The following is a 23322-nucleotide window of genomic DNA, read 5'->3' as shown; positions in this document are numbered from 1 at the left end:
GCTTTCGCCGCCGCCACTTCGCCGCGTCACCCTACGGCAGCGTAAACTGCATGATCAGCGAGCGCTGAAAAGCGCTGAAATTGTCGTCCGACATGAGCGTCAGGACGGTCGCGCCGTCTTGCGCGCGGTGGACCGCAATCGCCTCCATATTGTCGATATTCAGAAGGTCGTCGGTCTCGAGCAGCGTCTCGCCGGTGATCAGCTTGCCGGGCTTGAGGTCAGCAGGCGCGATCCGCCGGATGCGCATCTTGACCCCTTCGCTGTAGCGGAAGCGCCGCTCCAGGAGCAGCAGCCCGCCATCGGGCAATCCAGCGGCATCCGTGATGTCGAAGCCCTTGAGCCGGCGGATCGTGATCGCACCGGGAGACGGCCCGCCGATCAGCCAGCCGATCAAATTGCCGGCCCGGTCTCGCAGATACTCCGGCAGCGCTACCACCGTCCCTTGCATCCGCCCCGACTGGATCGTGGCGATCGCCTCGAGCCCTTGGTTGGAGCCCATGGCGCGTGCAGCCTTGGGCAGCGGAACGGTCCCGTTCGGCGGCCCGAAGCGGTCGGGCGTGAAGGGATAGCGCATGATGCGGTGATCCCGCTCGAACGAGACGAGGGCGCTTCCCTGAAGCGTGTCGCCGGAAAGAAGGGCCATGCCTTCCGCGTCCTGCCGGTTCTCGGAGCTCAAAGGATTGCCGTCCTGGTCGAGGATGGGCCCGAGCATGACGTTCGACAGGCTCGCAAGACGGCTCCCGTCATAAACAAGTGTCGCGCGCATCCACGAGCCCGCGTCTGACAAGGCCAGGAGCGTCGTCCCGGACGGATCGAGCGCGAGCGCCGAGTAGCCGCCGAAATGCACCGAGCGGGCGAAGAGGTTGAGCCCGCCGCGATAGATCAGCTTGCCGAACCGCGTCTTCTTCGGGTCGTCGCGATCGAAGGTGATGGGGACCACGGAGACGCGCGTCTCCGTCGGTCCCGACAGGGGCGTGGTGGGCTTCGCCAACAATGCGGAAGCGCTGAGATACAGAACGGCGATGCCGGCGAGCCCCGCTGCGAGAGCCGCCGTGGTCCTGTCCGTGATCAGCCGCACCTAGTGCAGCACCTTCCGTTTCGCCCGAGCGGCGCTCGGGTTGGCGCGTTGCAACGCGCGAAGGGCGGCGTCTTCGTCGAAGAGTTCGGCGAGCTTGTCGGTCATTGCGCCGGCCAGTTCCTCCGCGTCCGTGATGGTGACGGCACGGCGATAATAGCGGGTCACGTCGTGACCGATGCCGATGGCCAGCAGCTCGACGGGGGAACGGGTCTCGATCTCGTGGATCACCTGACGCAGGTGCTTTTCGAGATAGGCGCCCGAATTGACCGACAGGGTGGAGTCGTCGACCGGCGCGCCGTCTGAGATCATCATCAGGATGCGCCGCTGCTCGGGCCGCGCCAGAAGGCGCTTGTGCGCCCAAGCCAGCGCCTCGCCGTCGATATTCTCCTTGAGCAGTCCTTCGCGCATCATCAGGCCGAGATTGCGTCGCGCCCGGCGCCAGGGCGTGTCCGCCGCCTTGTAGATGATGTGCCGCAAATCGTTCAGGCGTCCGGGGAAGGGCGGCTTCATGGCGTTGAGCCAGGCTTCGCGCGCGTGTCCGCCTTTCCAGGCGCGCGTGGTGAAGCCCAGAATCTCCACTTTCACGCCGCAGCGTTCCAGCGTGCGCGCAAGAATGTCGGCGCAGCAGGCCGCGACCATGATCGGGCGGCCGCGCATCGAGCCTGAATTGTCCAGCAGCAAGGTCACGACCGTGTCGCGGAATTCTGTGTCGCGTTCCTGCTTGAAGGTCAGCGGGTGCATGGGATCGATGATGATTCGGGCGAGGCGCGCAGCGTCGAGCGTGCCTTCGTCGAGATCGAAGTCCCAGCCGCGATCCTGCTGCGCGAGCAGCCGGCGCTGCAGCCTGTTGGCGAGCCGCGCCACCGCGCCTTGCAGCGACACGAGCTGCTTGTCCAGGAACGAGCGAAGCCGGTCGAGTTCGTCCGCGTCGCACAGGTCATCGGCGGTGACAATCTCGTCGAACTCGTCCGTGAAGACCTTGTAGCCGAAGGCAGACGGGTCATCGAGCACCGAGAAGTTGGGACGCCAGGGATCGGATCGGCGCGGCAGATCGGCCGAGTCCGCGTCGTCGTCCAGCTGGTCGGTCGGCCCGTCCTCTTGGTCCTCCAACGTGTCTTCGGCGGTGTCGTCGGGTTGGGCTTCGGACTCCTGAGCGAGCTCCGTGCCGTCCTGCGCGTCGGCCGCGTCGCCTTGGTCCTCGGCCTGATCCGGTTCGGACTCGCCGTCCTCGGTCGACTCTTCGTTCTCTTCGCCCTGGTCGAGCTGGTCGGCCATGTTCAGCGCGGTCAGGAGGTCGCGCGCGAGCTGACCGAAGGCTTCCTGATCGAGCAGGGTCCCTTGCATCTGGTCGAGCTGCCTCTTCGCGCGCTCCTCGACCCAGGGGCGCCACAGATTGACGAGCGGCCGGGCGCGGGCGGGCGGCGCTTCGCCCGTCAGGCGTTCTCGTACCATCAAGGCGAGGGCATCGGGCAGGGGCGCTTCGGAGCGCTCCGTCTCTTCGGTGATGCGGCTGCGCGCATAACGCTGTTCGGTGCGGGCGGCGAGATTTTGGGAAACGCCGTCCATCCGCGTCGCGCCGATCGCCTCGACGCGAGCCTGCTCGAGAGCCTCGAACACGGCCCGCGCTTCGCCGCCCGATGGGGCCAGCCGCCGGTGTAGCGCTTCGTCGCGGCAAGAGACCGTGAGCGCCGCAGCGTCCGCATGGCCGCGAATGGCGGCGAGTTCCTCGCGCGTCGGGACGCGGGGCGGTTCGGGGATCCGCGCCGTCTTGCCGGAAAGTCCGGGCGGTTCGTTCGAAAACACGACCTCCACGCCGCTATCGGCGGCGATCGCTCGCGTCGCCAGCGTTACCGCGCGCTTGAACGGATCGAGGGGCGCCTCTTTCCGTTTCGGTCCAGCCATGACGTGTTCCTGGATGTCCTGCGGGCTTGAGTGTCCGAGAGGCTCGGCCTTAGCTCAGCGCCACATTGGCGGTTGAGTCCGGCAGGTCCTCGCCGAAGCAGCGCTGATAGAACTCGGCGATCAGCCCACGCTCCAACTCGTCGCACTTGTTGAGGAACGACAGCGCGAACGCGGTTCCGACGTCGCCGAAGATCTCCGCGTTCTCGGCCCAGGTGATCACCGTGCGCGGGCTCATCACCGTGGACAGGTCGCCGTTCATGAAGGCGTTGCGGGTCAGTTCGGCCACGCGGACCATGTTCGACACGATCTTGCGGCCCTCTTCGGTCCCGTACGACTTCACCTTCGCCATGACGATCTCGACCTCGTCGTCGTGGGGGAGGTAGTTGAGCGTGGCGACGATCGACCAGCGATCCATCTGACCTTGGTTGATCTGCTGCGTGCCGTGATACAGGCCGCTCGTGTCGCCGAGGCCGATCGTGTTGGTGGTGGCGAACAGGCGGAAGGCCGGATGCGGCCGGATGACCTTCGACTGGTCGAGCAGCGTCAGCTTGCCCGACACTTCCAGCACGCGCTGGATCACGAACATCACGTCGGGGCGGCCTGCGTCGTATTCGTCGAAGCAGAGCGCCGTGTTGGTCTGCAGGGCATAGGGCAGGATCCCCTCGCGGAACTCGGTGACCTGTTGACCGTCCTTGATGACGATCGCGTCCTTGCCCACGAGATCGATGCGGCTCACATGGCTGTCGAGGTTGATGCGGATGCACGGCCAGTTGAGCCGCGCGGCCACCTGCTCGATATGCGTCGATTTGCCCGTGCCGTGATAGCCCTGGATCATCACGCGCCGGTTGTGTTTGAACCCGGCCAGGATGGCCAAGGTCACGTCGCGGTTGAAGAGATAGTCCGGGTCGACATCCGGGACGTGCTCGTCCGGCTGGGAGTAGGCCGGCACCTCAAGATTGGTGTCGATGCCAAAAACTTGGCGCACGGAGACCGACATATCCGGGAGCCCGGCGTCGTTCGTCGCAGTTTCAAGAGTCATGGTCGATGATGAACCTTTATCGGTGATGGGCGCGCATCGCGTCGTAAGGGACGGCGCCGAGACCCCTGCAAAATGGCGATTTCGCGGGAGTGTGGCGGCGCAGGCTATGCGAGCCCCGCTTGCCTTAGATAGTTATAGGCTTGGATGACTTCGCGCAACTTGTCCTCGGAGGATCGGTCGCCGTTGTTGTGGTCCGGATGAAGCCGTTTCACGAGCTCCTTGAAGCGCGTTTTGATGTCCTGCTTAGTGGCGTCGTCGTCCAAGTTGAGCTGGTGGAGCGCCTTGCGTTCGAGGCGTTTCAGCGGCCGTTTGACCTTGCCCGGGGCTTCGCCCGCGGGGCCTCTCTCGCCGAAGAGCCCAAAGGGGTCCTTCGTCTCGAAACGGTAGCCATAGCCGCCGCGCTGCCCCCGGCCGCGCCCCTTGCTTTTGCCGTAGGCGTTGACGCCGACAAACCAGGTGGGCCGGTCGCCGATCTGGTCGGCTTTCTGCTGGGCCACCACTTCCTCGTCGGGCACGCCGGAGAAGTAGTTGTAGCCCTTGTTGTATTCGCGCACGTGGTCGAGACAGAAGCGATGGTACTTCCCTTCCATCCCGCGCCCCTTCGGCGCCGGATAGAGTCCGGGATTGTCGCAGCCCTCCCACTCGCATTTCGGCGCGGTATCGCGCAGCAAGCGGTCCTCGTCGGGCTTGACCCTCAGGTGGTCGAATATTTTTGAATCGAGTTTCATGTGACCGGCATTATGGGAATCGTTATTGGGCACAACAAGGATGGCTCGACAATGACAATGGCGGTACTCTGGCCGATTAAGTCGAAGCGTTCGCCGAAGGCCGGCGGACCGCGCAAACCCTTCCCCCGATGCAATCCTCTCACGGGATTGCTTCCGTGCGATTAAGAGTGCCGAGCCGAATGAGTGTCGAACAAACCATCAAGGAAAAACTGACCGCGGCCTTCTCGCCCGAAGCGCTGCAGGTCGTCAATGACTCCCACCACCATGCCCACCATGCCGGTTCACCCGGCACGGGCGAAAGCCATTTCTCCGTTATCGTGGTGTCGCCTGCGTTCGCGGGCAAGTCGCGGCTGGATCGTCACCGCATGGTCAACGCGGTTCTGGCCGAAGAACTGTCGGGCAAGATCCACGCGCTGGCCGTCACCGCGCTGACGCCGGAGGATGCGGCGAAGCGGCCGGCTTAGCTGCCTCTAGGGCGCGGATTTTGCGGACGGCTTGGCGTCGTTCGCCTCCGCCTCGTCGGCGTCGTCGTCCGGCGGGACGACGCGCAGGCGCGTGATGCGGTTGCGGTGGCGCCGGAGCACCTCGAAACGGAAGCCGTGGAAGTTGAAGGTCTGGCCCGGATTGGGGATGGTCTGCGCCTCGTGGATCACGAGGCCGGCAACGGTGGTTGCTTCCTCGTCCGGCAGGTCCCAATCCATGAGCCGGTTCACGTCGCGGATCGGCACGAGCCCTTCGACAATCAGCGATCCGTCGGGCTGCGGCTGCGCGTCCGTGGCGGCGACGTCCGTCTCGTCCGTGATGTCGCCGACGATTTCCTCGATGATGTCTTCCAGGGTGAGCAGGCCCATCACCTCGCCGTACTCGTCCACGACGATGGCGAAGTGAGCCTTCCGTTTGAGGAAGGCCGCCAGTTGGGCCTTGAGCGTCGTCGTGTCCGGCACAAACCAGGGTGGGGTTGCGAGCGCCATCACGTCGATCTTGCTGACATCGCCTTGCGAATCGCGCAGCGCCTGCAACAGCGTTCGGGCATGCAAGATGCCGACGATCTCCTCGCGTTCGCCTTTCCAGAGCGGCAAGCGCGTGTGTGAACTCTGCAGCGCCTGATCGATGATCTCCGCGGGCGGCAGGTCGGCGTCGATCGCCACCATCTTGGTCCGGTGGATCATGATGTCTGAGACATCCAGATCCCGCAGATCCAGCACGCCGCCCAACATGTCGCGGTCGCCCTTCACCACGCCGCCTTCCTTGTGGTGCAGCTCGATGGCGCCGCGGATCTCTTCATGCGCCGACAACACGTCCGTGTCGTCGTCGATATTCGTCCCGAACAGGCGCAAGGTATGTCGGACGAGGAATTGCAGCGCCGCGGTCACCGGCGCGAGCAGGGCCACCAGAACCTTCAGCACCGGCGCGACGGCAAGCGCCATCTTGTCCGCGTTCAGGATCGCATAGGTCTTCGGCAGCACCTCGGCGAAAATGACCACCAGAGCCGTCATCACCAGGGTCGCATAGGCAACGCCCGCATCCCCAAAGACGGACAGGAACAGCGATGTGGTGAGCGCGGAGGCGGCGATATTGACGAGATTGTTCCCGAGCAGCAGCGCCCCGATCAGGCGCTCGCGGGAGTCCAGCAAACGGTTGACCAGGCCCGCGCGTGCGTTGCCGTCGTCCTCGAGCGCATGCATGCGCGCGCGGCTCGCCGCCGTCAGCGCCGTCTCCGAACCGGAAAAGAAGGCAGAGAGGATCAGAAGGCCGATAATCGCGCCAAGCGTTAATCCCAGGGCCAGGGTCATTGGGGTGCGCACTCCCGCTTAAGGAAGTCTGTCAGCTCGGGCATGGAGACCTCGTTCTCGACGAATGCTTCTCCGATGCCGCGCGCCAGCACGAGAACCATGTTGCCGCCCTTGACCTTCTTGTCCTGAGCCATGAGCCGCAGCATCTCGCCGGGCGTCGGCTTGTCGCCGGGAATGGCGGCGATCTCCGTCGGCAGGCCGACGGCCTTGAAATGGGCTTCGGCGCGGGCCGCGTCGTCGGCGGAGCACAGGCCGCGTTCGACCGAGTATGAGAAGGCCTGCCGCATGCCAATGGAAATGGCCTCGCCATGCAGCAGGCGATCCGAATAGCCGGCAAAGGCCTCCAGGGCATGGCCGAATGTGTGGCCGAGATTGAGCAGGGCACGCTTGCCGCTCGTCTCGCGTTCGTCCTCCATGACGATGGCCGCCTTGGCGCGGGCGCTCGTCTCTACCGCATGGCGGCGCTTGGCCGTGTCGCCGGCGAAGATGTCCCGCCAATTCTCTTCGAGCCAGGCGAAGAAGGGCGCATCGCCGAGGAGGCCGTATTTGGCGACCTCGGCATAGCCCGCGCGGAACTCCCGGTCGCTCAAGGTCGAGAGTACGGCGATGTCGGACAGGACGAGGCTCGGCTGGTGAAACGTGCCGATCAGGTTCTTGCCCTGTTTCGTGTCGATGCCCGTTTTGCCGCCGATGGCGGAATCGACTTGGGCCAGCAGCGTTGTCGGCATCTGCACCACGCGGACGCCGCGCCGTAGGATCGAGGCGGCAAAGCCCGCGAGGTCGCCAACGACGCCGCCGCCCAGCGCGATGACGCAATCGCCCCGTTCGACTCCGAGTTCGAGCAGCGTCTCGCACAGTTTGGCGAGCACGGGGAAACTCTTGCTGGACTCGCCGGGGGCGACGACGGCGGAACCGAGGAACAGGCCTTCCTCTTCGAGCCCGGCCTTGAGCTGCGCGAGATGCAGCGCGGCCACATTGGCATCGCTCACCACGGCGAAGCGCGCGTCCGCAAGCGACGCCTTCAGGCGCTGACCGGCGGCGGCGATGAGGTCCTCGCCGATGACGATCGGGTAGCCGCGTGCGGTCAGCGCGACCTGGATCTCCGTCTCGCCGTTGTTCGTTCCGTGGGCTGTCTGCGTTTGCACCAAAATACTTCCGTTTCTTATTGCGCCTTCGCCGGATCGCCGGCGGACTCCTGAGCGAGCCGGGCCGAAAGCGCGTCGATAATACTGCTCACCATGACTTCGTGGGGGGCTTCCTTGCTTTCCACGGTGATGTCGGCTTGGGCGTAAACCGGGTTCCGCTCCGCCATCAGTCTCTTCATCACGGTCTCGGGATTGTCCACCTGCAGCAAGGGCCTGTTGTCGCGGCGTCCGACACGTTTCATGAGCACGCGCAAGTTGGCCTTGAGCCAGATCGAAATCCCGTGCTCTTTGATCGCGGTTCGGGTCTCTGGATCCACATAGGCGCCGCCGCCGGTCGCCAGTACCTGCGGACCGTTTTCCAGGAGCCGTGCGATTACCTTCCGCTCGCCGGTCCGGAAATAGGCCTCGCCGTGCTCCGCGAAGATTTCGCCGATGCTCTGGCCTGCGGCGGCCTCGATCTCGCTGTCGGCGTCCGTGAAGGGCAGGTTGAGAGACGTCGCGAGGCGCCGCCCCACGGCACTCTTGCCGGCCCCCATCAAGCCGATCAGCACGAGGGATTTTTCGCCTAAGGATCGGCGAATTTCCGCGAGTTGCCGGTCGCGGTCGCTATTTGGTTCGGCATTACGGTGAGGCATAAGACTAGGTCATAAGACATTTGGAGTCGTCGGACGTTTAAGTCGGTAGCGGAAGCCGCTAAAAAGGGGCCATGCTGACAGGGCGCCGCCGAATCGTCCATGATGGGATTCGCGAGGGGTTAAGGTGCTGCGGCGTTTTGAGTCATAATGCGGCCCTGTTCGAAACTGGACGATAATTAGGAAAACGAGCGCCCCGATGCCAACATTGTTTCGTTTCCTCGCGGTCATAGGGACGATTGCCGGTGTCGTCGCTGGAAGCCTTTATGTGCTCGCTGAGTATTTTCAGCCAGAGCCCAAAGAAATCACCAAGGCCGTGCGGGGTCTCAAGGCCGAGCCGCGGCCGGTCTCGCCTACGGCCGCCACGGCGCAGGAACCCTCTCTTGCGCTGCCGCCGAGCCACCGCGCCCAGTAGGCATTACCGGCCGATTTGCCCCCGAAACGCGGCGAGGGCGTGAACGTGGCCCGTTCGAGCCCCACTTTGCCGTCAACAGCGTCTTCGGAACTCGCGCTGTTCGTGGAAATGCTCATGGCCGAGCGGGGGGCGGCGTCCCATACGGTGGCCGCCTATTCGCGTGATCTCTCCGGTTTTCTCGCGTTTCTCGCAGCCAAAAAGACCGATGCGTCGGCCGCCACAGCAGATCACGTGCGCGGCTATCTCGAGGTCCTGGCCGCCGACGGGCTGGCGCCGACGTCGCGGGCCCGCAAGCTCTCGGCCATCCGGCAGTTTTTCCGGTTTCTGTTGAGTGAGGGCGTGCGAAAGGACGATCCGACCTCCGCAATCGACAGTCCGCGGCGGGGACGGCCCTTGCCCAAGGTTCTGTCGCTCGCCGAGGTCGAGACGCTGATTGGTACCGCCAAGGAGGCCTGCCAGACGGCCGCCGAGGGCGCGCCGCGCCGCCGCGCGTTCCGGCTGAATGCCCTCCTGGAAACGCTGTACGCCTCGGGATTGCGTGTTTCGGAGCTTGTGGCCTTGCCGCGCAACGTGCTGGCGGTCGACGACCGCGTCATGACCATCAAGGGTAAAGGCGGCCGCGAGCGCCTCGTGCCGCTGAACGATGCGGCGCGGGAAGCGCTCGCGGCCTATCTCGCCGTCCTGGCGCAGGAGCCGGCCCTCAAGGCCTCGCCATTCCTGTTCCCGACCGGCGACGGGGGGCAGCACATGACCCGCCAGCGTTTCGGTCAGGAACTCAAGGACTTAGCCCTAGCGGCAGGCCTCGATCCTGCGCGGGTCTCGCCGCACGTGTTGCGCCACGCCTTTGCCAGTCACTTGCTGGAACGAGGCGCGGACTTGCGGACGGTCCAGCAACTCCTGGGGCATGCGGATATCTCCACAACGCAGATCTACACCCATGTGATCGAGGAACGGCTGCGGCGCCTGGTCGAGGAGCATCATCCGCTGGCCAAGGCGCGGTTAACGAAGCCGCGTTAGACTTGTTGCGGTATGCCAGCCAATGGGTCCCAGTTGACAGGGCCTCGCGTCGAGGCCACTTAAGGCCGAATTTGGTTGTTATCTCTTTTGTCTTACGGATGCCCGCCTTCTGTCTTTAGGATGACCTGCATTAGGGCAGGTTTGGGTGTCCAACGGGTTTAGCCGGGCTGCATGCGTACTTATCTCGATTTCGAAAAACCGATCGCGGAGCTTGAAAGCAAGGTCGCCGAATTGAAGGCTCTTGCGACCGACGGCGATTCCGTCCCGATCAACGACGAGCTGACGCGGCTCGAGACCAAGGCGCGCGAAGCGCTCGAGGAAACCTACGCGGCGCTCACGCCCTGGCAGAAGACGCAGGTAGCGCGCCATCCGGAACGGCCCCATTTCACCCATTACGTCCGGGATCTCGTACGCGATTTCACGCCCATGGCGGGCGACCGCTATTTCGCCGAGGACGAGGCGATTATCGGCGGAATCGGCCGGCTTGCGGGCCGGTCCGTCATGGTCATCGGTCACGAAAAAGGGTCCGACACTGAGGGCCGCATCAAGCACAATTTCGGCATGGCCCGCCCGGAAGGCTACCGCAAGGCCGTCCGGCTGATGGAACTGGCCGACAAGTTTTCGCTGCCGGTGGTGAGCCTCGTGGATACGGCCGGGGCCTATCCGGGAATCGGCGCCGAGGAGCGCGGCCAGGCGGAGGCCATCGCCCGGAGCACCGAGTGCTGCATGCGTCTCGGCGTGCCCATCGTTTCGCTGATCATCGGCGAGGGCGGGTCCGGCGGCGCCGTGGCCCTTGCCACCGCGAACCGGATCTTCATGCTCGAGCACTCGATCTACACCGTGGCTTCGCCCGAAGCTGCCGCCTCCATCTTGTGGCGGGATTCGGCGCGGGCGCAGGATGCGGCCACCAACATGAAGATCACCGCTCAGGACCTGAAGAGGCTCGGCATTGTCGACGGGATCATCCCGGAGCCCGTCGGCGGCGCGCACCGCGACCCGCAGGCCGTCCTGCAGGCCGCCGGGGACGTCATCGCGAATGCCATCGCCTGGTTCGACGACTACACGCCCGACCAGATCCGAAAAGAGCGCCGTGAGAAATTCATGGCTATGGGCCGGGAAGCTTAGGCGCGCGAAGCCTAAGCTGCATAACTGTATGGTATCGACCGCGCTTCGGCCCACCGAAGTCTCTTTTTGGTCCAACTGATACGTGAAAACCTTATAGATAGACGATTGGGCCGTGGGGACGGCCCGGTCGTGCCGGGGTTCGCGTCGCGTTCGCTATTCCACACTGAATTCTGCTGGGGGTGCAAAAGGGCTCGCCGCATGCGTCGTTCCACGATCTTATCGGCCGTTCTTTGGGCCTGTGTGGTCGTTTTGGCGGCGGCCCTATTTGGCTGCACGGACTACTACCCCCCGCATATGCGCCCCTTGTCCGGAAAGATGCGCGCCCTGATGGCCGAGAAAGGCATGACCCCGTCTCAGCCCATCCTGATCCGTGTCTTCAAGTCCGAGGCCGAGCTCGAGGTCTGGAAGCAGAAGGACGACGGGCACTACTACCTCTTGAAGACCTATCCCATCTGCAAGTATTCCGGCGGGCTCGGGCCGAAGCAGAAGCAGGGCGACCTGCAGGCGCCGGAAGGGTTCTATGTCGTCGACAGGAAGCGGCTGAACCCGAAGAGCCACTACCATCTTTCTTTCAATATCGGCTATCCAAACGCCTTCGACCGGTCCCTGAACCGGACGGGCGCCAATCTCATGGTGCATGGCCAGTGCAAGTCGCGCGGCTGCTACGCCATGACGGACCCGGTCATCGAAGAAATTTACGCGCTTGCTGCCGAAGCCTTCGCAGGCGGCCAGGAGAAATTCCAGGTCCACGCCTTTCCGTTCCGGATGACGACGGCCAACCTGGCGGCGCAGACGAGCAGCCAATGGTTCGACTTCTGGGTCAATCTGAAAGAGGGCTACGACTATTTCGAGGTCACGCGGCTCGAGCCGCCGATTGCCGTTTGCGGCAAGCGCTACGTGTTCAATGCCGCCTTTCCGGGCGGGGACTATCCCAATCCGAAGCGCGCTTGCCCGCGCTACCAGAAGCTGCCCGTGGTCGCGTTCAAGCCCCAGCGGGACCAGCGGACCGTGGCCCAGTCCTCACTCGCCGAACCGCTCGGCAAAGACATCAAGCTACGCGTGAGCGACGAGACTCCCGTCTACAACATGATGACGCTGGGGCCGGCGACGCCCGATCCGAAGGCGCAAGGCAAGGAGAAGGCCGGCGACAAAAACAAGGTCGCCCAACGAGGGTCCTACGAGCAGTGACCGGAGGCGTATTCACGGTTGCGGGGATCATCCTCTAGCCCTCTTTCCGAGGCTAACTGGCGCCCCTAGCATGAGGCCGACAATCGCTCTTGTCCGAGAGGGCTGACGATGCTGCGCTTACTTTTCGTCTCTATTCTGCTGACGGCGCTCGCGGGCGGTGCGTACTACCTGTTCACGCCCGAGGGGCGGCAGCTCATCGACCGGGTCACCATCAATTGGGACCGCCAGGACAACCGAGGGCACTTCCGGTCCGGCCGTCCGCTGCCGGGGACGCCGGATCTAAGCCGCTTCTCCGCGCGGATGAACGAAGCCGGCGTGAAGCCCGGCATGCCGGTGCACATCCGCATCTACAAGCTCGAATCCGAAATCGAGCTCTGGGTGCAGAAGAACGGCCGTTTCGAGCGCTTCGCGACCTATCCGATCTGCATGTGGTCCGGGCGCCTCGGGCCGAAGCTGAAGGAAGGCGACCGGCAGGCGCCCGAGGGCTTCTACACGGTGGACAAGGACGCGCTCAATCCCAACAGCGTCGAGCACCTTTCCTTCAATCTCGGCTTTCCGAACGCCTATGACCAGAGCAAGGGGCGCACCGGCTCGTTTCTGATGGTGCATGGCGGCTGCGCGTCCATCGGTTGCTTTGCCGTCACTGACGGGGTGGTGGACGAACTCTGGGCCTTCGTCACCGCGGCGCTCGACAACGGCCAGGCCCGCATCCCCGTTCACGCCTTTCCCTTCCGGATGACCGAGAAAAATCTGCGTCTCCGGTCGGGAGACAAATGGGCGCCGTTCTGGGCCAACCTCAAAACGGGTCACGACCTGTTTGCCCGCGACCGGGTGCCGCCGAAGGTCAGCGTGTGCGATGGGTCTTACGTGTTCGAGCGGGGCAGCGCCGCCACGGTGGACAGCGCGGTCGAGGCGTACTGCCCCGACACTGTGGCCCGACCCAGTCCGCGCGAACGGGCCGCCACTACAGAGGCCAGAAATACAGAATGAGCGGTGTGCCCGCGAGCAGCACAATGACGGAGAGCGGCAGGCCCAGCCGCCAGTAATCGCCAAAGCGATAGCCTCCGGGACCCATCACCAGCGTGTTGCACTGATGGCCGATGGGCGTCAGGAAATCGCAGGCCGCGCCGATGGCGACCCCCATCAGGAATGCATCGGGGTTGTAGCCGAGATTGCCGGCGAAGCTCGCGGCGATCGGCGCCATGACGAGCACCGTGGCGGCGTTGTTGAGGAAGGGCGTGACCGCCATGGCCGCGGCCATGAGGAGGAGCAGCGCCCCGTAGGCCGGCAGATAAGACGCGGTCTCCGACAGCCACCCGGCGATGAGGTCCGTGCCGCCCGTGGTGCGGAGCGCGTCACTGACGGGAATGAGCGCGCCCAGCATGACCAGGATCGGCCACTCGACCACGTCATAGGCTTCCCGCAGGGACAGCGAGCGCAGGAGCAGCAGCACGACGGCGGCCCCGAAGAAGGCGATGGCCACAGGCACGATGCTGAATGCGACAAGGCCCATGGCCACGGCCAGGACGGCAAGGGGCAGGAGGCTGCCCCGCCGACCGATCCGCAAGTCGCGCTCGGCCAGCGGCAGAAGGTGCAGCGCGCCCAGCGTCTCCGGCATCGTGGTCAGATTGCCTTGGAGCACGACCACGTCGCCAGCACGGAGCCTCACAGCGCGCAACCGGTTGGCGATACGGCGTCCGGTCCGGCTCACGGCAAGGAGGTCCATGCCGTACCGGTCGGCGAGTTTCAATTGGCCGACCGAATAGCCGATAAGCTCGGAATCCGGTGTGATGACCGCTTCCATGATGCCGATCTCGTCGCTCGGCGTGTCACGCCCGTTGCCTTCCGCATGAGGCACGAGGGTCAGCTTCTCCAGCGCAACGAGCCGTTCCAACGCGGACGGTTCGCCGCGCAGGATCAACAAATCGCCCGCCCGGATGATGCTGTTCCCCGCGGGGTCAAAGCGGCGCACCGTTCCCCGGATCAGGGAGATGACTTCGACGTCGCCCTCGCTCAGGTCCTCGAGCGCCTTCACGGTGATGTCGGTGGCGGGCGAGTCTTCGGGAACGGCGACCTCGGTCGTGTAGCCTTCCAATGTGAAGGCTGCATCCATGGACACGATCCCTTTTCGGTCCTTGGGAAGAAGCCGCCAGCCGACCAGCAGGAACACGAAGCCGATGAGCGAGAGGCAGGCACCGACGGGCGCGAAGTCGAACATCTCGAAAGGCTGGCCGATGCTTTGTTCGCGGACCCGGCTCACGATGATGTTCGGAGAGGTGCCGATGAGCGTGACGGTGCCGCCGAGAAGGGCGCCGAAGGACATGGGCATAAGAAGAGAGGACGGTGAGGTTCCGCTGCGGCGGGAGACCTGGAACGCGACCGGCATTAGCATCGCCAGCGCGCCGATATTCTTCACGAAGCCGGACATGACGGTGACCGAGCCCACCAGGGCGGCGATCTGCCGGTATACCGTCGTGAGATAGGGGCCGAACTGGCGCACCAGCCGTTCGATCACGCCCGACCGGCCCACCGCGGCGCTGACGATGAGGGCGCTGCCAACGATGATGACGATGTCGTCGCTGAAACCGGAGAAGGCCTTTTCGGGTGGAACGATGCCCGCGGCGATCGCGGCCAACAGCGATAGGAGCGCCACGACGTCGTAGCGCAAACGTCCCCAGATGAAGAGCGCCATCATGCCGACGACGATGGCGAAGGCGAGCGCTTGGTCGACCGTCATGGCGTTCGCGGGTCTCCCGTCAGGCTTTCGCCCCTCCGCGCCACCGGTGCGTTGGCTTCAAACAGATCTGTTGTCGCTAAAACGCCCCGTGGCAGTGCTTGTATTTCTTGCCCGATCCGCACGGGCAGGGCGCGTTGCGCTGTACCTTGCCCCAGGTGGAGGGATCGGAAGGGTCGAGCGCCACGGCGGCCGCCTTGCGGGTGCGTAAGGGCGCGGCGCCGGATGCAGGCGCGGGGTCCGCACCCTCCATCGCGAACTCGTCCTCGCCCGTTGTGGGGTCGATGTGGTGCGCCTCCATGGGTGGCAGGTCGGTGATGTCCAAGGACGGCGCGTCGGATTCCTGCGCGATCTCGGCGTGCATGATCTGCCCGGTGACCGCTTCGCGCAGGCGGGCCAGCATCTGCTCGAACAAGGTAAAACTTTCGCTCTTGAACTCGTTCAGCGGGTCGCGCTGGCCGTAACCGCGAAGGCCGATGACCTGACGCAAATGCTCGAGCGTCACAAGGTGTTCTCGCCATAGACTGTCGAGCGTCTGGAGCAGAACCGCGCGCTCGAGCTGGCGCATGGTGTCCGAGCCGAACCTCGCGGCTTTGCGGGCAGCGGCCTCGTCGGTCGCCTTGATGAGCCGCTCGTGAATCTCAGCTTCGGCGATGCCTTCCTCGTCCGCCCAATCGGTGACGGGCAATTCGAGGGCGAAGACGTTGCCAATCTTCTCTTTGAGCCCCTCGAGGTCCCATTGTTCCGGATAGGACTTCTCGGGGATTGCCTCGGCGACCAAATCGTCGACGACCTGGCGGCGCATTTCCGCGATGGTCTCGGCCAGATCTTCGTCCGCCAGGAGTTCGCGACGCTGCTCGAAGATCGCCTTGCGTTGATCGTTCATCACGTTGTCGAACTTCACGACGTTCTTGCGGATGTCGAAGTTGCGCGCTTCGACCTTGCCTTGCGCCTTTTCCAGGGCCTTGTTGATCCAGGGATGGACGATGGCTTCGCCCTCCTTGAGACCGAGCGCCTGCAACATGCCGTCCATGCGTTCGGACCCGAAGATACGCATCAGATCGTCCTCGAGGGACAGGAAGAAGCGGGATGCACCCGGATCGCCCTGACGGCCCGAACGGCCGCGGAGCTGGTTGTCGATACGGCGGCTTTCATGGCGTTCGGTGCCCACCACGTAAAGACCGCCGGCCTCGAGCGCCTTCTTCTTCTTCTCTTGAACATCCGCGTCGATCTCGGCGCGCTTCGCCTCGACTTCGGCGGGGCTCGGCTCCTTGCCTTTTTCAGCCTGCTCGGCGAGCCAATCCTCAAGCCGCATGTCCGGGTTGCCGCCGAGCTGGATGTCCGTGCCGCGGCCGGCCATGTTCGTGGCGATGGTGATCGCGCCCGGCACGCCGGCTTGTGCGACGATATGGGCTTCCTGCTCGTGATAGCGCGCGTTGAGCACGTTGTGCGGCACTTTGCGTTTCTTCAGGAGTTCCGAAAGAATTTCCGATTTCTCGATCGAGGTGGTGCCGACGAGCATCGGCTGGCCGCGCTCTTGCGCGTCCCGGATCAGTTCGATGATGGCGTCGTATTTCTCTTTCGCCGTCCGGTACACCTCGTCGTCTTCGTCGATGCGCGCCATGGGCCGGTTGGTCGGCACTTCGATCACGTCGAGGCCGTAAATATCCATGAACTCGTCGGCCTCCGTCAGGGCCGTGCCGGTCATTCCGGCAAGCTTCTCGTAGAGTCGGAAGTAGTTCTGGAACGTGATCGTCGCGAAGGTCTGGTTCTCCGGCTGGATCTCCACGTGTTCCTTCGCCTCCAGCGCCTGGTGCAGGCCCTCGGAAAAGCGCCGGCCGGACATCATGCGGCCGGTGAACTCGTCGATCAGGACGACTTCGCCATTCTTCACGATGTAGTCGCGATCGCGCTGAAACACTTTGTGGGCGCGCAGAGCCTGCTGGACGTGATGCACCACGCTGACATTCTCGACGTCGTAGAGAGAGTCGCCCTTGAGAAGGTCAGCTTCGATGAGAAGCTGTTCGATATGCTCGTTGCCTTCTTCGGTGAGCGACACCTGGCGGGTCTTCTCGTCGAGCTCGAAGTCTTCGTCTTTGAGCTTGGGGATGAACACGTCGATCGTGTTGTAGAAATCAGAGCGGTCGTCGAGGGGACCGGAAATAATGAGCGGGGTCCGCGCCTCGTCGATCAGAATGGAGTCCACCTCGTCGACGATGGCGAAGGTGTGTCCGCGCTGGACCATCTCGCTTTCGAGATACTTCATGTTGTCGCGCAGATAGTCGAAACCGTACTCGTTGTTCGTGCCGTAGGTGACGTCGCACGCGTACTGGGCCTTGCGCTGCTCGTCGTTCAACTCGTGCTCGATCGTGCCGACGGTGAGCCCCAGGAACGAGTAGACCTGTCCCATCCATGCGGCGTCGCGCTTGGCGAGATAGTCGTTCACCGTCACGACGTGCACGCCCTTGCCGGTCAGCGCGTTCAGGTAGACGGGAAGCGTGGCGACGAGCGTCTTGCCCTCGCCGGTTTTCATCTCGGCGATCCGGCCTTCATGCAGAACCATGCCGCCGATCAGCTGCACGTCGAAATGGCGCTGACCCAGCGTGCGTTTGGCGGCCTCCCGGACCGTGGCGAACGCTTCCGGCAACAGATCGTCGAGCGTTTCGCCCCCGGCAAGGCGCTTGCGGAACTCGTCGGTGCGGGCGCGCAGCGCCTCGTCGGACAGAGCGGAAACTTCGGGCTCCAGGGCGTTGATCGCCGCGACAACCGGGTCGTATTTCTTCAGTTTGCGGTCGTTGGACGAGCCGAAGACTTTATTGGCAATGGCGCCGAGGGAAAGCATCGAACCTTTAGCCTCTCATGGCGTGAGCCGGGCCGCGCGGGGCTCTTCTCAGAGCCCTGGAGGTCCTTGGCGGATGGAGTGTGGGACCCCCGGTGGTTGTTCGCCGGTTCCTAGAAAAAACGGCGAGAAATGCCGGGGGTCAACGCCGGAGACATAAGTGGCGGCCTCTGCCTTGTCAACGCGAGCGGCGGGGCACGCGTGGCACTGTCAGGCAGGCTCTTTGGTGGTTGCAGCGCGGTGTTTGCCGATTTCGTCGAGCTGTTTTTGCAACGAGAGCTTGCTCAGGCTTGCAAACGGCAGGTTCACGAAGATCGTGATGCGCTGAAACAGCATGCGATAGGTGTCGTCGAAGGCGAGCGCTCGTTCCGCGTCGGTGCCCTCGACTGCTGCCGGATCCGGAAGGCCCCAATGGGCGGACATGGGCTGACCGGGCCAGATCGGGCAGACCTCGTTGGCAGCGTTGTCGCAAACGGTGAAGACGAAATCGAGCTTGGGAGCATCGGGCCCGCTGAACTCCTCCCAGGACTTCGAGCGCAGGCCGGACACGTCGTAATTCAGCTTTTGCAACAGGTTTAGAGCATACGGGTTGACCTGGCCGGCCGGCATGCTGCCTGCGCTATAGGCTTTGAACTTGCCTGCGCCTTCGCGGTTCATGATGCATTCGGCCATGATGGAACGAGCGGAATTGCCCGTGCATAGGAAAAGCACGTTCAGGGGATCGTTAGCGTCGCCGGTTTTCATGTCGGTTTCCTCCGTTCACTCCGAACAACACGTTGCCAAGGTCGTCTCGATCAATGGGCCGCAAACCGACGGGTCTCCCTGACAACAGTCCTCCACTAGGAAGGACAGCAGAGCCCGGGTCCCTTCGAGATCCACGGCGTAGATCATGGACCGGCCTTCTTTTCGGGCCTGGACGAGATTGGCGCGCGCAAGGATAGCCAGGTGGGATGACAGTGTGTTCTTCGGGATGCCGACCGCCTTGGCGATATCGCCCGCCGCCATCCCGTTGAAGCCCGCCCGGACCAGCAGCCTGAAAACCTTGAGACGGGTTTCCTGTGCCAGCCCGCCCAGCGCGTCGACAGCCTCGTTAATATCCATAGTTCTAGAACTATTGAATAAATAGAATCCTGTCAATTCCTGCGGGTTGGCAAGTCCCGAGGCCAACGCTAAGAAGGCGTCTGGGGAAGCACCCAAACCCGCTCCGCCACCAATCGATGTGATTAGGCCGGAGCCGAAGACGAGGATTAATCCAGTGAAATTGTGGTCAGCCTTGCTGCTCCTGGCAGCGTCGATGTTCCTTGTGCCGCCAGTACTCGCCGACGACGCTGTCGTCGCGCGCGTGAACGGGGTGGAGATCAAACAATCCGATCTAGACTTTGCCGCCTCCGAAGTCGGACCGCGGCTCGGAACCGTCCGTCCCGACGACCGCAAGCGGATCCTGATGCAGTTCGTGATCGAGAACGAGCTGATGGCCGGCGCCGGTGAAAAGGAAAAGCTGGACGAGGCAGATACGTTCGCAAAGCGCGAGGCCTATCACCGGCGGCGCGCGCTGCGGGACGCGTACTTCGACAAGAACGTCACAGGCGGCGTCTCCGAAGCGGAAGCGAAAAAGGTCTTCGAAGAGAACATCGCCAAGGTGAAGCCGGAGCAGGAGATCAAGGCCCGGCATATTCTCGTCGATACGGAAGATCAGGCGAAGGCTATCAAGGCTGAGCTCGATGGCGGCGCCGATTTTGCCAAGCTCGCGTCGGAAAAGTCGAAAGACAAGAACGCGGAAGGAGGCGATCTCGGTTTCTTCACCCGTGGCCAGATGCTGAAGCCTTTCGAGGATGCAGCCTTCGCGCTCGATGTGGGTCAGATTTCCGATCCCGTGAAGACGAGCTTCGGTTGGCACATCATCCAGGTCGAGGAGAAGCGCGATCAGGAGCTGCCGACCTTCGAGGATGTCAAGGACCCCATCATGAGCCAGCTCGTGGTGCGCAAGGCCCAGACGGTCGTGAACGACCTTCGGTCCAATGCCGACATCGAGATTGTCGATCCGGAGATCAAGCGGTCCATGGAGGACGCAGCCATGCGGGGCGAGGCGCCGCCGCTGCCCGACGAAGAGTTCAACGAAGACCACTAAAGGCCGCCGACGTTTCGGTCATGGACAAAGTCTCGCCGTTTGCCCCGGTGCAGGTGCCGGTCTTGCCGCCGATCGAGGGCGTTCGTCTCGCGGCGTGCGAGGCCGGGATCCGCTATGCCGGCCGCACCGACCTGCTCTTGGCGTTGTTCGAGCCATCGACCGCCGTGGCGGGCGTGTTCACCACGTCCAAAACGGCGTCGGCGGCTGTCGAATGGTGCCGCGAGCATGTGCGGCACGGCATGGCCCGGGCTCTGGTCGTGAACTCGGGCAATGCCAATGCCTTCACGGGCATGCGCGGGCGCGAGGCGGTCGCGGAGACTGTGCGGGCGACAGCGCGCATCGCCGAGTGTCTCGATGCGGATGTCTATGTCGCCTCGACCGGCGTGATCGGCGAGCCGCTCGACCCGTCGAAATTCGTGGGCTTTCTCGCAGGTCTTGCGGAACGGGCGCAGGCCGACGCGTACGAAATGGCAGCCCGCGCGATCATGACAACGGACACGTTTCCGAAGCTCGCTACGCGAACTTGCGAGATCGGCGGCGTGACCGTCACGCTCAACGGTATCGCCAAGGGCGCCGGCATGATCGCTCCCGACATGGCGACGATGCTCTCTTTTCTGTTCACGGACGCGCCGATCGAGCCCGCCGCTCTTCAGTCCGTTCTGTCGCCTCTGGTCGAAGACAGTTTCAACGCGATCACGATCGACAGCGATACGTCCACCAGCGACACGGTCCTTCTCTTCGCGACAGGCGCGGCAGAGCGGCGCTCGTGTCCGCGCATCGCTGACGGAAACGACGAGCGGCTCGCGGGGTTCCGCGCGGCTCTTTTCGATCTTATGCGCGACCTTGCGCATCAGATCGTGCAGGACGGCGAGGGGCTCACCAAGTTCGTCTCGGTGACGGTTAAGGGGGCCGAGTCAAAGGCGTCGGCGCGCACAATCGCGAAGGCGATCTGCAATTCGCCTCTGGTGAAAACGGCGCTGGCGGGTGAGGACCCGAACTGGGGCCGTATCGTCATGGCCGTAGGCAAGGCCGGTGAGGCGGCCGACCGCGACCGGCTAGCGATCTGGTTCGGCGACATCGAAGTGGCGAAAGACGGCGAAGTCGCGCCTTCCTACAAAGAGGTCGACGGGGCGGCCTACATGAAGCGTCCCGAGATCGACATCACCGTGGATGTGGGCATCGGTGAGGGCACGGATACGATGTGGACCTGCGATCTCACTAAGGAATACATCGCCATCAACGCTGATTACCGGTCGTGACGGGAGCAGAGCGCGCCAAGCCGCTTGTGTTGGTCGCCGCATGTGCGCTGGTCGATGACAGCGGACGCGTCCTCATTTCTCAGCGGCCCGAAGGCAAGCCGCTCGCGGGGCTCTGGGAGTTCCCAGGCGGGAAGCTGGAGGACGGCGAGACGCCCGAACACGGTCTCATTCGCGAACTCGACGAGGAACTCGGGATCGCGATTGCGCCATCGTCGCTCATCCCGTTGATGTTCTCGAGTTTCTCCTACGCGGACTTCAACCTGCTGATGCCGCTCTTCGCATGCTGGCAGTGGTCGGGAGACGTCACACCCAAAGAGGGGCAGGCGCTGGTCTGGGCCGCTCCGGCCGCGTTGCAAGACTATGCAATGCCGCCCGCCGACGAGCCGCTCAAGGGGCTTCTGCCCGGCTTGCTCGACTGCGTACGCAGCGCCTCGGCTGGCAGCTAGGACCCTCGCGCCAATCGCCCGGCTTCAACTCTCCGGATCGGTCTTCGAACCGTCCTTGGGATCGGTTCTGGGAAACGACGCCTTCGCGCCTCCCGGCTGCTCCGTCGTATTGAGCGCGTCCGCCAGGCGGCTTTGCGCCGAGCCCGGCTTCAGCGGCTTCTGCTGGCTCGGGTCCGGTCCCCAGCCGCTCATGAAAACGAATTGGAATGTCGCGGCGACCTTGCCGTCCGGCGTGCCGTAGCGCGACCGGTACAGGTCCTCCGCTCGCAGCAGCACCCGCCGCGACAGTGGCTTCTTGCTGCGGGCCACGAGCACGTTGCCGCCACCGAGAGCGCGGATTTCCTGCATCAGCGCACGGGGCGAGGGGTAGATCACCTCGAGTTCCTCCGTGTCCGTGACGGGCAGGGCGAAGCCGGCGCGTTGCAGAAGCGCGCCGTAGGATCGCACGTCCGCGAACGGGGCGACCCGCGGAGACACCCCGCCCTCGATCTCCTCTTCCGCTTCGAGCAGACATTCCCGCAACTCGCCGAGCGCATTGGCGCCAAGCGCCGCGGCCATGAAAAGCCCATCAGGCGCGAGCGCCCGGCGGATCTGGATGAGGCTGCCGGGGAGATCGTTGACGCGGTGAAGAGCGAGGCCGGACACGACGAGGTTGAAGGCGCCGTCCTTGAACGGCAGCAGGTCTTCGTCGCAGACGACGGCGGGTGACGGGCAGCGGCGTGCATAGGCCAGCACACTCTCCGCGTAGAACACCTCCTCGACCGACGGCAGTTCGGCGATGGTCCGCCCCAACAGGCCGTGATAGGCCCCGAGGTCGAGCGCCCGCGGGAAGGCGCGCAACATGATCGCGACCCGGTCGGCGATCTCGCCGGCGACGTGGCCGATCAGAACTTGGCGATCCTCGATTTCGCTCGCAAAGCGGGCTCTGCGCGCGCGCAAGAGTCGCCGGTCGAAAAGAAGCGGGGCTTCGCTCATTGCGGCTCCTCATTCGATCGTCGGCAACTTATAATTGTTTCTATGTCCATCGAAGCAACAAAGGTTGAAGCCGCTTCCGTCTGGCGCACGGTGCTGCGCACGGCGGCCGATCTGGTGCTGCCGCCCGTCTGTGTGGTCTGCCGTGCGCCCATCGTATCTCACGGGCTCCTTTGCGGTTCGTGTTTCGCCGGCATCGATTTTATCGCGCCACCGTTGTGCACACGTCTCGGCGTGCCGCTTCCTTACGATACGGGGGAACCGTATCTGTCGGCGGCGGCGATTGCCGCGCCGCCGGTCTACGACCGCGCGCGAGCCGTGGCGCGCTACTCGCAGACCATGCGCGATCTGATCCAGAGCTTCAAATACCGGGACCGGCAGGACGGACTAAGCCTGTTCACCCGCTGGCTCGTACGAGCCGGGTCCGACCTGCTGGCCGACGCTGAGCTTCTCGTGCCGGTGCCGCTCTACCGGTCGAGGCTGTGGTCGCGGCGGTTCAACCAGTCGGCCTTGCTGGCGCGGGGGATCGAAAACGACACGGGTGTGCCGGCCGACTGTTTCGTTCTGCGGCGGACGCGCCGCACGGCAAGCCAGGTGGGCTTGTCGGCGGCGCAGCGAAAGCGCAATGTCGCGGGAGCCTTTAAGGTGTCTGCGTCGCGCGCACATGCGATTGCCGGGAAATCCGTGGTGCTCGTGGACGACGTGATTACCACCGGCGCCACAATAGAGGCTTGCGCTCGCGTCCTGAAACGGGCGGGCGCGGCGCGTGTGGATGTGCTGGCCCTGTCCCGCGCCGTTGAACCGGCGGCCTTCGTGCTTTAGGTAGCGCGGTCTGCCGCAGGACGGTTTGAATCCCAGCAGTCAAAATGCTGGACGGTTCGA

General features: G+C 64.1%; 22 protein-coding genes. 10 read left to right on the top strand and 12 right to left on the bottom strand.

Annotated elements, in window-relative coordinates; all coding sequences use genetic code 11:
- Positions 1-31: 31 nt before the first annotated feature.
- The 4 genes from GL4_RS16000 to GL4_RS15985 form a co-directional block, all read right to left on the bottom strand.
- Entirely contained in the window at positions 32-1078 is a 1047-nt protein-coding gene (locus tag GL4_RS16000; RefSeq protein ID WP_052464715.1) for an esterase-like activity of phytase family protein, read from the bottom strand.
- Entirely contained in the window at positions 1079-2980 is a 1902-nt protein-coding gene (gene cobT, locus GL4_RS15995; RefSeq protein WP_045368997.1) for a cobaltochelatase subunit CobT, read from the bottom strand.
- Positions 2981-3029: 49 nt separating this feature from the next.
- Entirely contained in the window at positions 3030-4019 is a 990-nt protein-coding gene (cobS, locus tag GL4_RS15990; RefSeq protein WP_045368995.1) for a cobaltochelatase subunit CobS, read from the bottom strand.
- Between the two features lie 104 nt (positions 4020-4123).
- Positions 4124-4747 carry a J domain-containing protein gene (locus GL4_RS15985; protein WP_045368993.1) on the bottom strand — a complete coding sequence of 208 codons (624 nt, stop codon included), beginning with the start codon at positions 4745-4747 and terminating at the stop codon, positions 4124-4126.
- A gap of 179 nt (positions 4748-4926) precedes the next feature.
- Between GL4_RS15985 and GL4_RS15980 the strand changes: the two genes are divergently transcribed.
- Positions 4927-5211 carry a BolA family protein gene (locus GL4_RS15980; RefSeq protein ID WP_045368992.1) on the top strand — a complete coding sequence of 95 codons (285 nt, stop codon included), beginning with the start codon at positions 4927-4929 and terminating at the stop codon, positions 5209-5211.
- A gap of 6 nt (positions 5212-5217) precedes the next feature.
- Here GL4_RS15980 and GL4_RS15975 read toward each other — a convergent pair whose 3' ends face one another.
- From GL4_RS15975 to GL4_RS15965, 3 genes are read right to left on the bottom strand one after another with little or no spacing between them, the layout of a single operon-like run.
- On the bottom strand, positions 5218-6540 hold the full coding sequence (locus tag GL4_RS15975; protein ID WP_045368990.1) for an HlyC/CorC family transporter: 1323 nt from the start codon (positions 6538-6540) through the stop codon (positions 5218-5220).
- Positions 6537-7685, bottom strand: a complete 1149-nt coding sequence (gene aroB / locus GL4_RS15970; RefSeq protein ID WP_045368988.1) for a 3-dehydroquinate synthase — start codon at positions 7683-7685, stop codon at positions 6537-6539. Before aroB ends, GL4_RS15975 begins: the two co-directional genes overlap by 4 nt.
- 17 nt (positions 7686-7702) lie before the next feature.
- On the bottom strand, positions 7703-8320 hold the full coding sequence (locus tag GL4_RS15965; protein ID WP_045368986.1) for a shikimate kinase: 618 nt from the start codon (positions 8318-8320) through the stop codon (positions 7703-7705).
- A 196-nt stretch (positions 8321-8516) separates the two neighbouring features.
- Between GL4_RS15965 and GL4_RS17860 the strand changes: the two genes are divergently transcribed.
- The 5 genes from GL4_RS17860 (at position 8517) to GL4_RS15940 (ending at position 13052) form a co-directional block, all read left to right on the top strand.
- On the top strand, positions 8517-8732 hold the full coding sequence (locus GL4_RS17860; RefSeq protein WP_197539050.1) for a hypothetical protein: 216 nt from the start codon (positions 8517-8519) through the stop codon (positions 8730-8732).
- Between the two features lie 108 nt (positions 8733-8840).
- Positions 8841-9749, top strand: a complete 909-nt coding sequence (locus GL4_RS15955) for a site-specific tyrosine recombinase XerD (protein ID WP_045368984.1) — start codon at positions 8841-8843, stop codon at positions 9747-9749.
- A 171-nt stretch (positions 9750-9920) separates the two neighbouring features.
- The gene (locus GL4_RS15950; RefSeq protein ID WP_045368982.1) at positions 9921-10874 is read left to right on the top strand and encodes an acetyl-CoA carboxylase carboxyltransferase subunit alpha; all 954 of its coding nucleotides are present in this window, start codon (positions 9921-9923) and stop codon (positions 10872-10874) included.
- Positions 10875-11072: 198 nt separating this feature from the next.
- On the top strand, positions 11073-12062 hold the full coding sequence (locus GL4_RS15945; protein ID WP_156137655.1) for a L,D-transpeptidase family protein: 990 nt from the start codon (positions 11073-11075) through the stop codon (positions 12060-12062).
- A 108-nt stretch (positions 12063-12170) separates the two neighbouring features.
- Entirely contained in the window at positions 12171-13052 is an 882-nt protein-coding gene (locus tag GL4_RS15940; RefSeq protein ID WP_197539049.1) for a L,D-transpeptidase family protein, read from the top strand.
- On the opposite strand, the gene GL4_RS15935 is transcribed toward GL4_RS15940, so the two are convergent.
- From GL4_RS15935 to GL4_RS15920, 4 genes are all read right to left on the bottom strand, one after another.
- Positions 13027-14799 (bottom strand): SLC13 family permease, encoded by a 1773-nt coding sequence (locus tag GL4_RS15935; protein ID WP_045368980.1) that lies wholly within the window; start codon positions 14797-14799, stop codon positions 13027-13029. The genes GL4_RS15940 and GL4_RS15935 overlap by 26 nt on opposite strands.
- 76 nt (positions 14800-14875) lie before the next feature.
- Positions 14876-17638 (bottom strand): preprotein translocase subunit SecA, encoded by a 2763-nt coding sequence (gene secA, locus GL4_RS15930; RefSeq protein WP_045368979.1) that lies wholly within the window; start codon positions 17636-17638, stop codon positions 14876-14878.
- A 207-nt stretch (positions 17639-17845) separates the two neighbouring features.
- Positions 17846-18379: an arsenate reductase ArsC gene (locus GL4_RS15925; RefSeq protein ID WP_045368977.1), complete on the bottom strand. Its 534-nt coding sequence runs from the start codon at positions 18377-18379 to the stop codon at positions 17846-17848.
- Between the two features lie 15 nt (positions 18380-18394).
- Entirely contained in the window at positions 18395-18736 is a 342-nt protein-coding gene (locus GL4_RS15920; RefSeq protein WP_045368975.1) for an ArsR/SmtB family transcription factor, read from the bottom strand.
- A 154-nt stretch (positions 18737-18890) separates the two neighbouring features.
- Here GL4_RS15920 and GL4_RS15915 point away from each other — a divergent pair, with 154 nt between their 5' ends.
- The 3 genes from GL4_RS15915 to GL4_RS15905 are packed head-to-tail and all read left to right on the top strand — an operon-like array spanning position 18891 to position 21468.
- Positions 18891-19763 (top strand): peptidylprolyl isomerase, encoded by an 873-nt coding sequence (locus GL4_RS15915; protein WP_156137654.1) that lies wholly within the window; start codon positions 18891-18893, stop codon positions 19761-19763.
- A gap of 20 nt (positions 19764-19783) precedes the next feature.
- A complete protein-coding gene (argJ, locus tag GL4_RS15910; protein ID WP_045368972.1) occupies positions 19784-21022 on the top strand; it encodes a bifunctional glutamate N-acetyltransferase/amino-acid acetyltransferase ArgJ in 1239 nt (412 codons plus the stop codon).
- Positions 21019-21468, top strand: coding sequence for a (deoxy)nucleoside triphosphate pyrophosphohydrolase (locus GL4_RS15905; protein WP_045368970.1), 450 nt, complete (start codon positions 21019-21021; stop codon positions 21466-21468). The genes argJ and GL4_RS15905 overlap by 4 nt, the downstream gene beginning before the upstream one ends.
- A gap of 24 nt (positions 21469-21492) precedes the next feature.
- Here the strand turns inward: GL4_RS15905 and GL4_RS15900 are convergent, their stop codons facing one another.
- A complete protein-coding gene (locus tag GL4_RS15900; protein ID WP_045368968.1) occupies positions 21493-22443 on the bottom strand; it encodes a class I SAM-dependent methyltransferase in 951 nt (316 codons plus the stop codon).
- Positions 22444-22485: 42 nt separating this feature from the next.
- Between GL4_RS15900 and GL4_RS15895 the strand changes: the two genes are divergently transcribed.
- Complete coding sequence (locus GL4_RS15895) at positions 22486-23262, top strand: ComF family protein (RefSeq protein ID WP_045368967.1); 777 nt, start codon at positions 22486-22488, stop codon at positions 23260-23262.
- The last annotated feature ends 60 nt before the right edge of the window (positions 23263-23322 follow it).

Origin of the sequence: Methyloceanibacter caenitepidi (assembly GCF_000828475.1) — a bacterium.
Classification (GTDB): domain Bacteria; phylum Pseudomonadota; class Alphaproteobacteria; order Rhizobiales; family Methyloligellaceae; genus Methyloceanibacter; species Methyloceanibacter caenitepidi.
The sequence above is the reverse complement of the archived record's forward strand: the minus strand, read 5'-3'. Positions and strand labels throughout refer to the sequence as shown.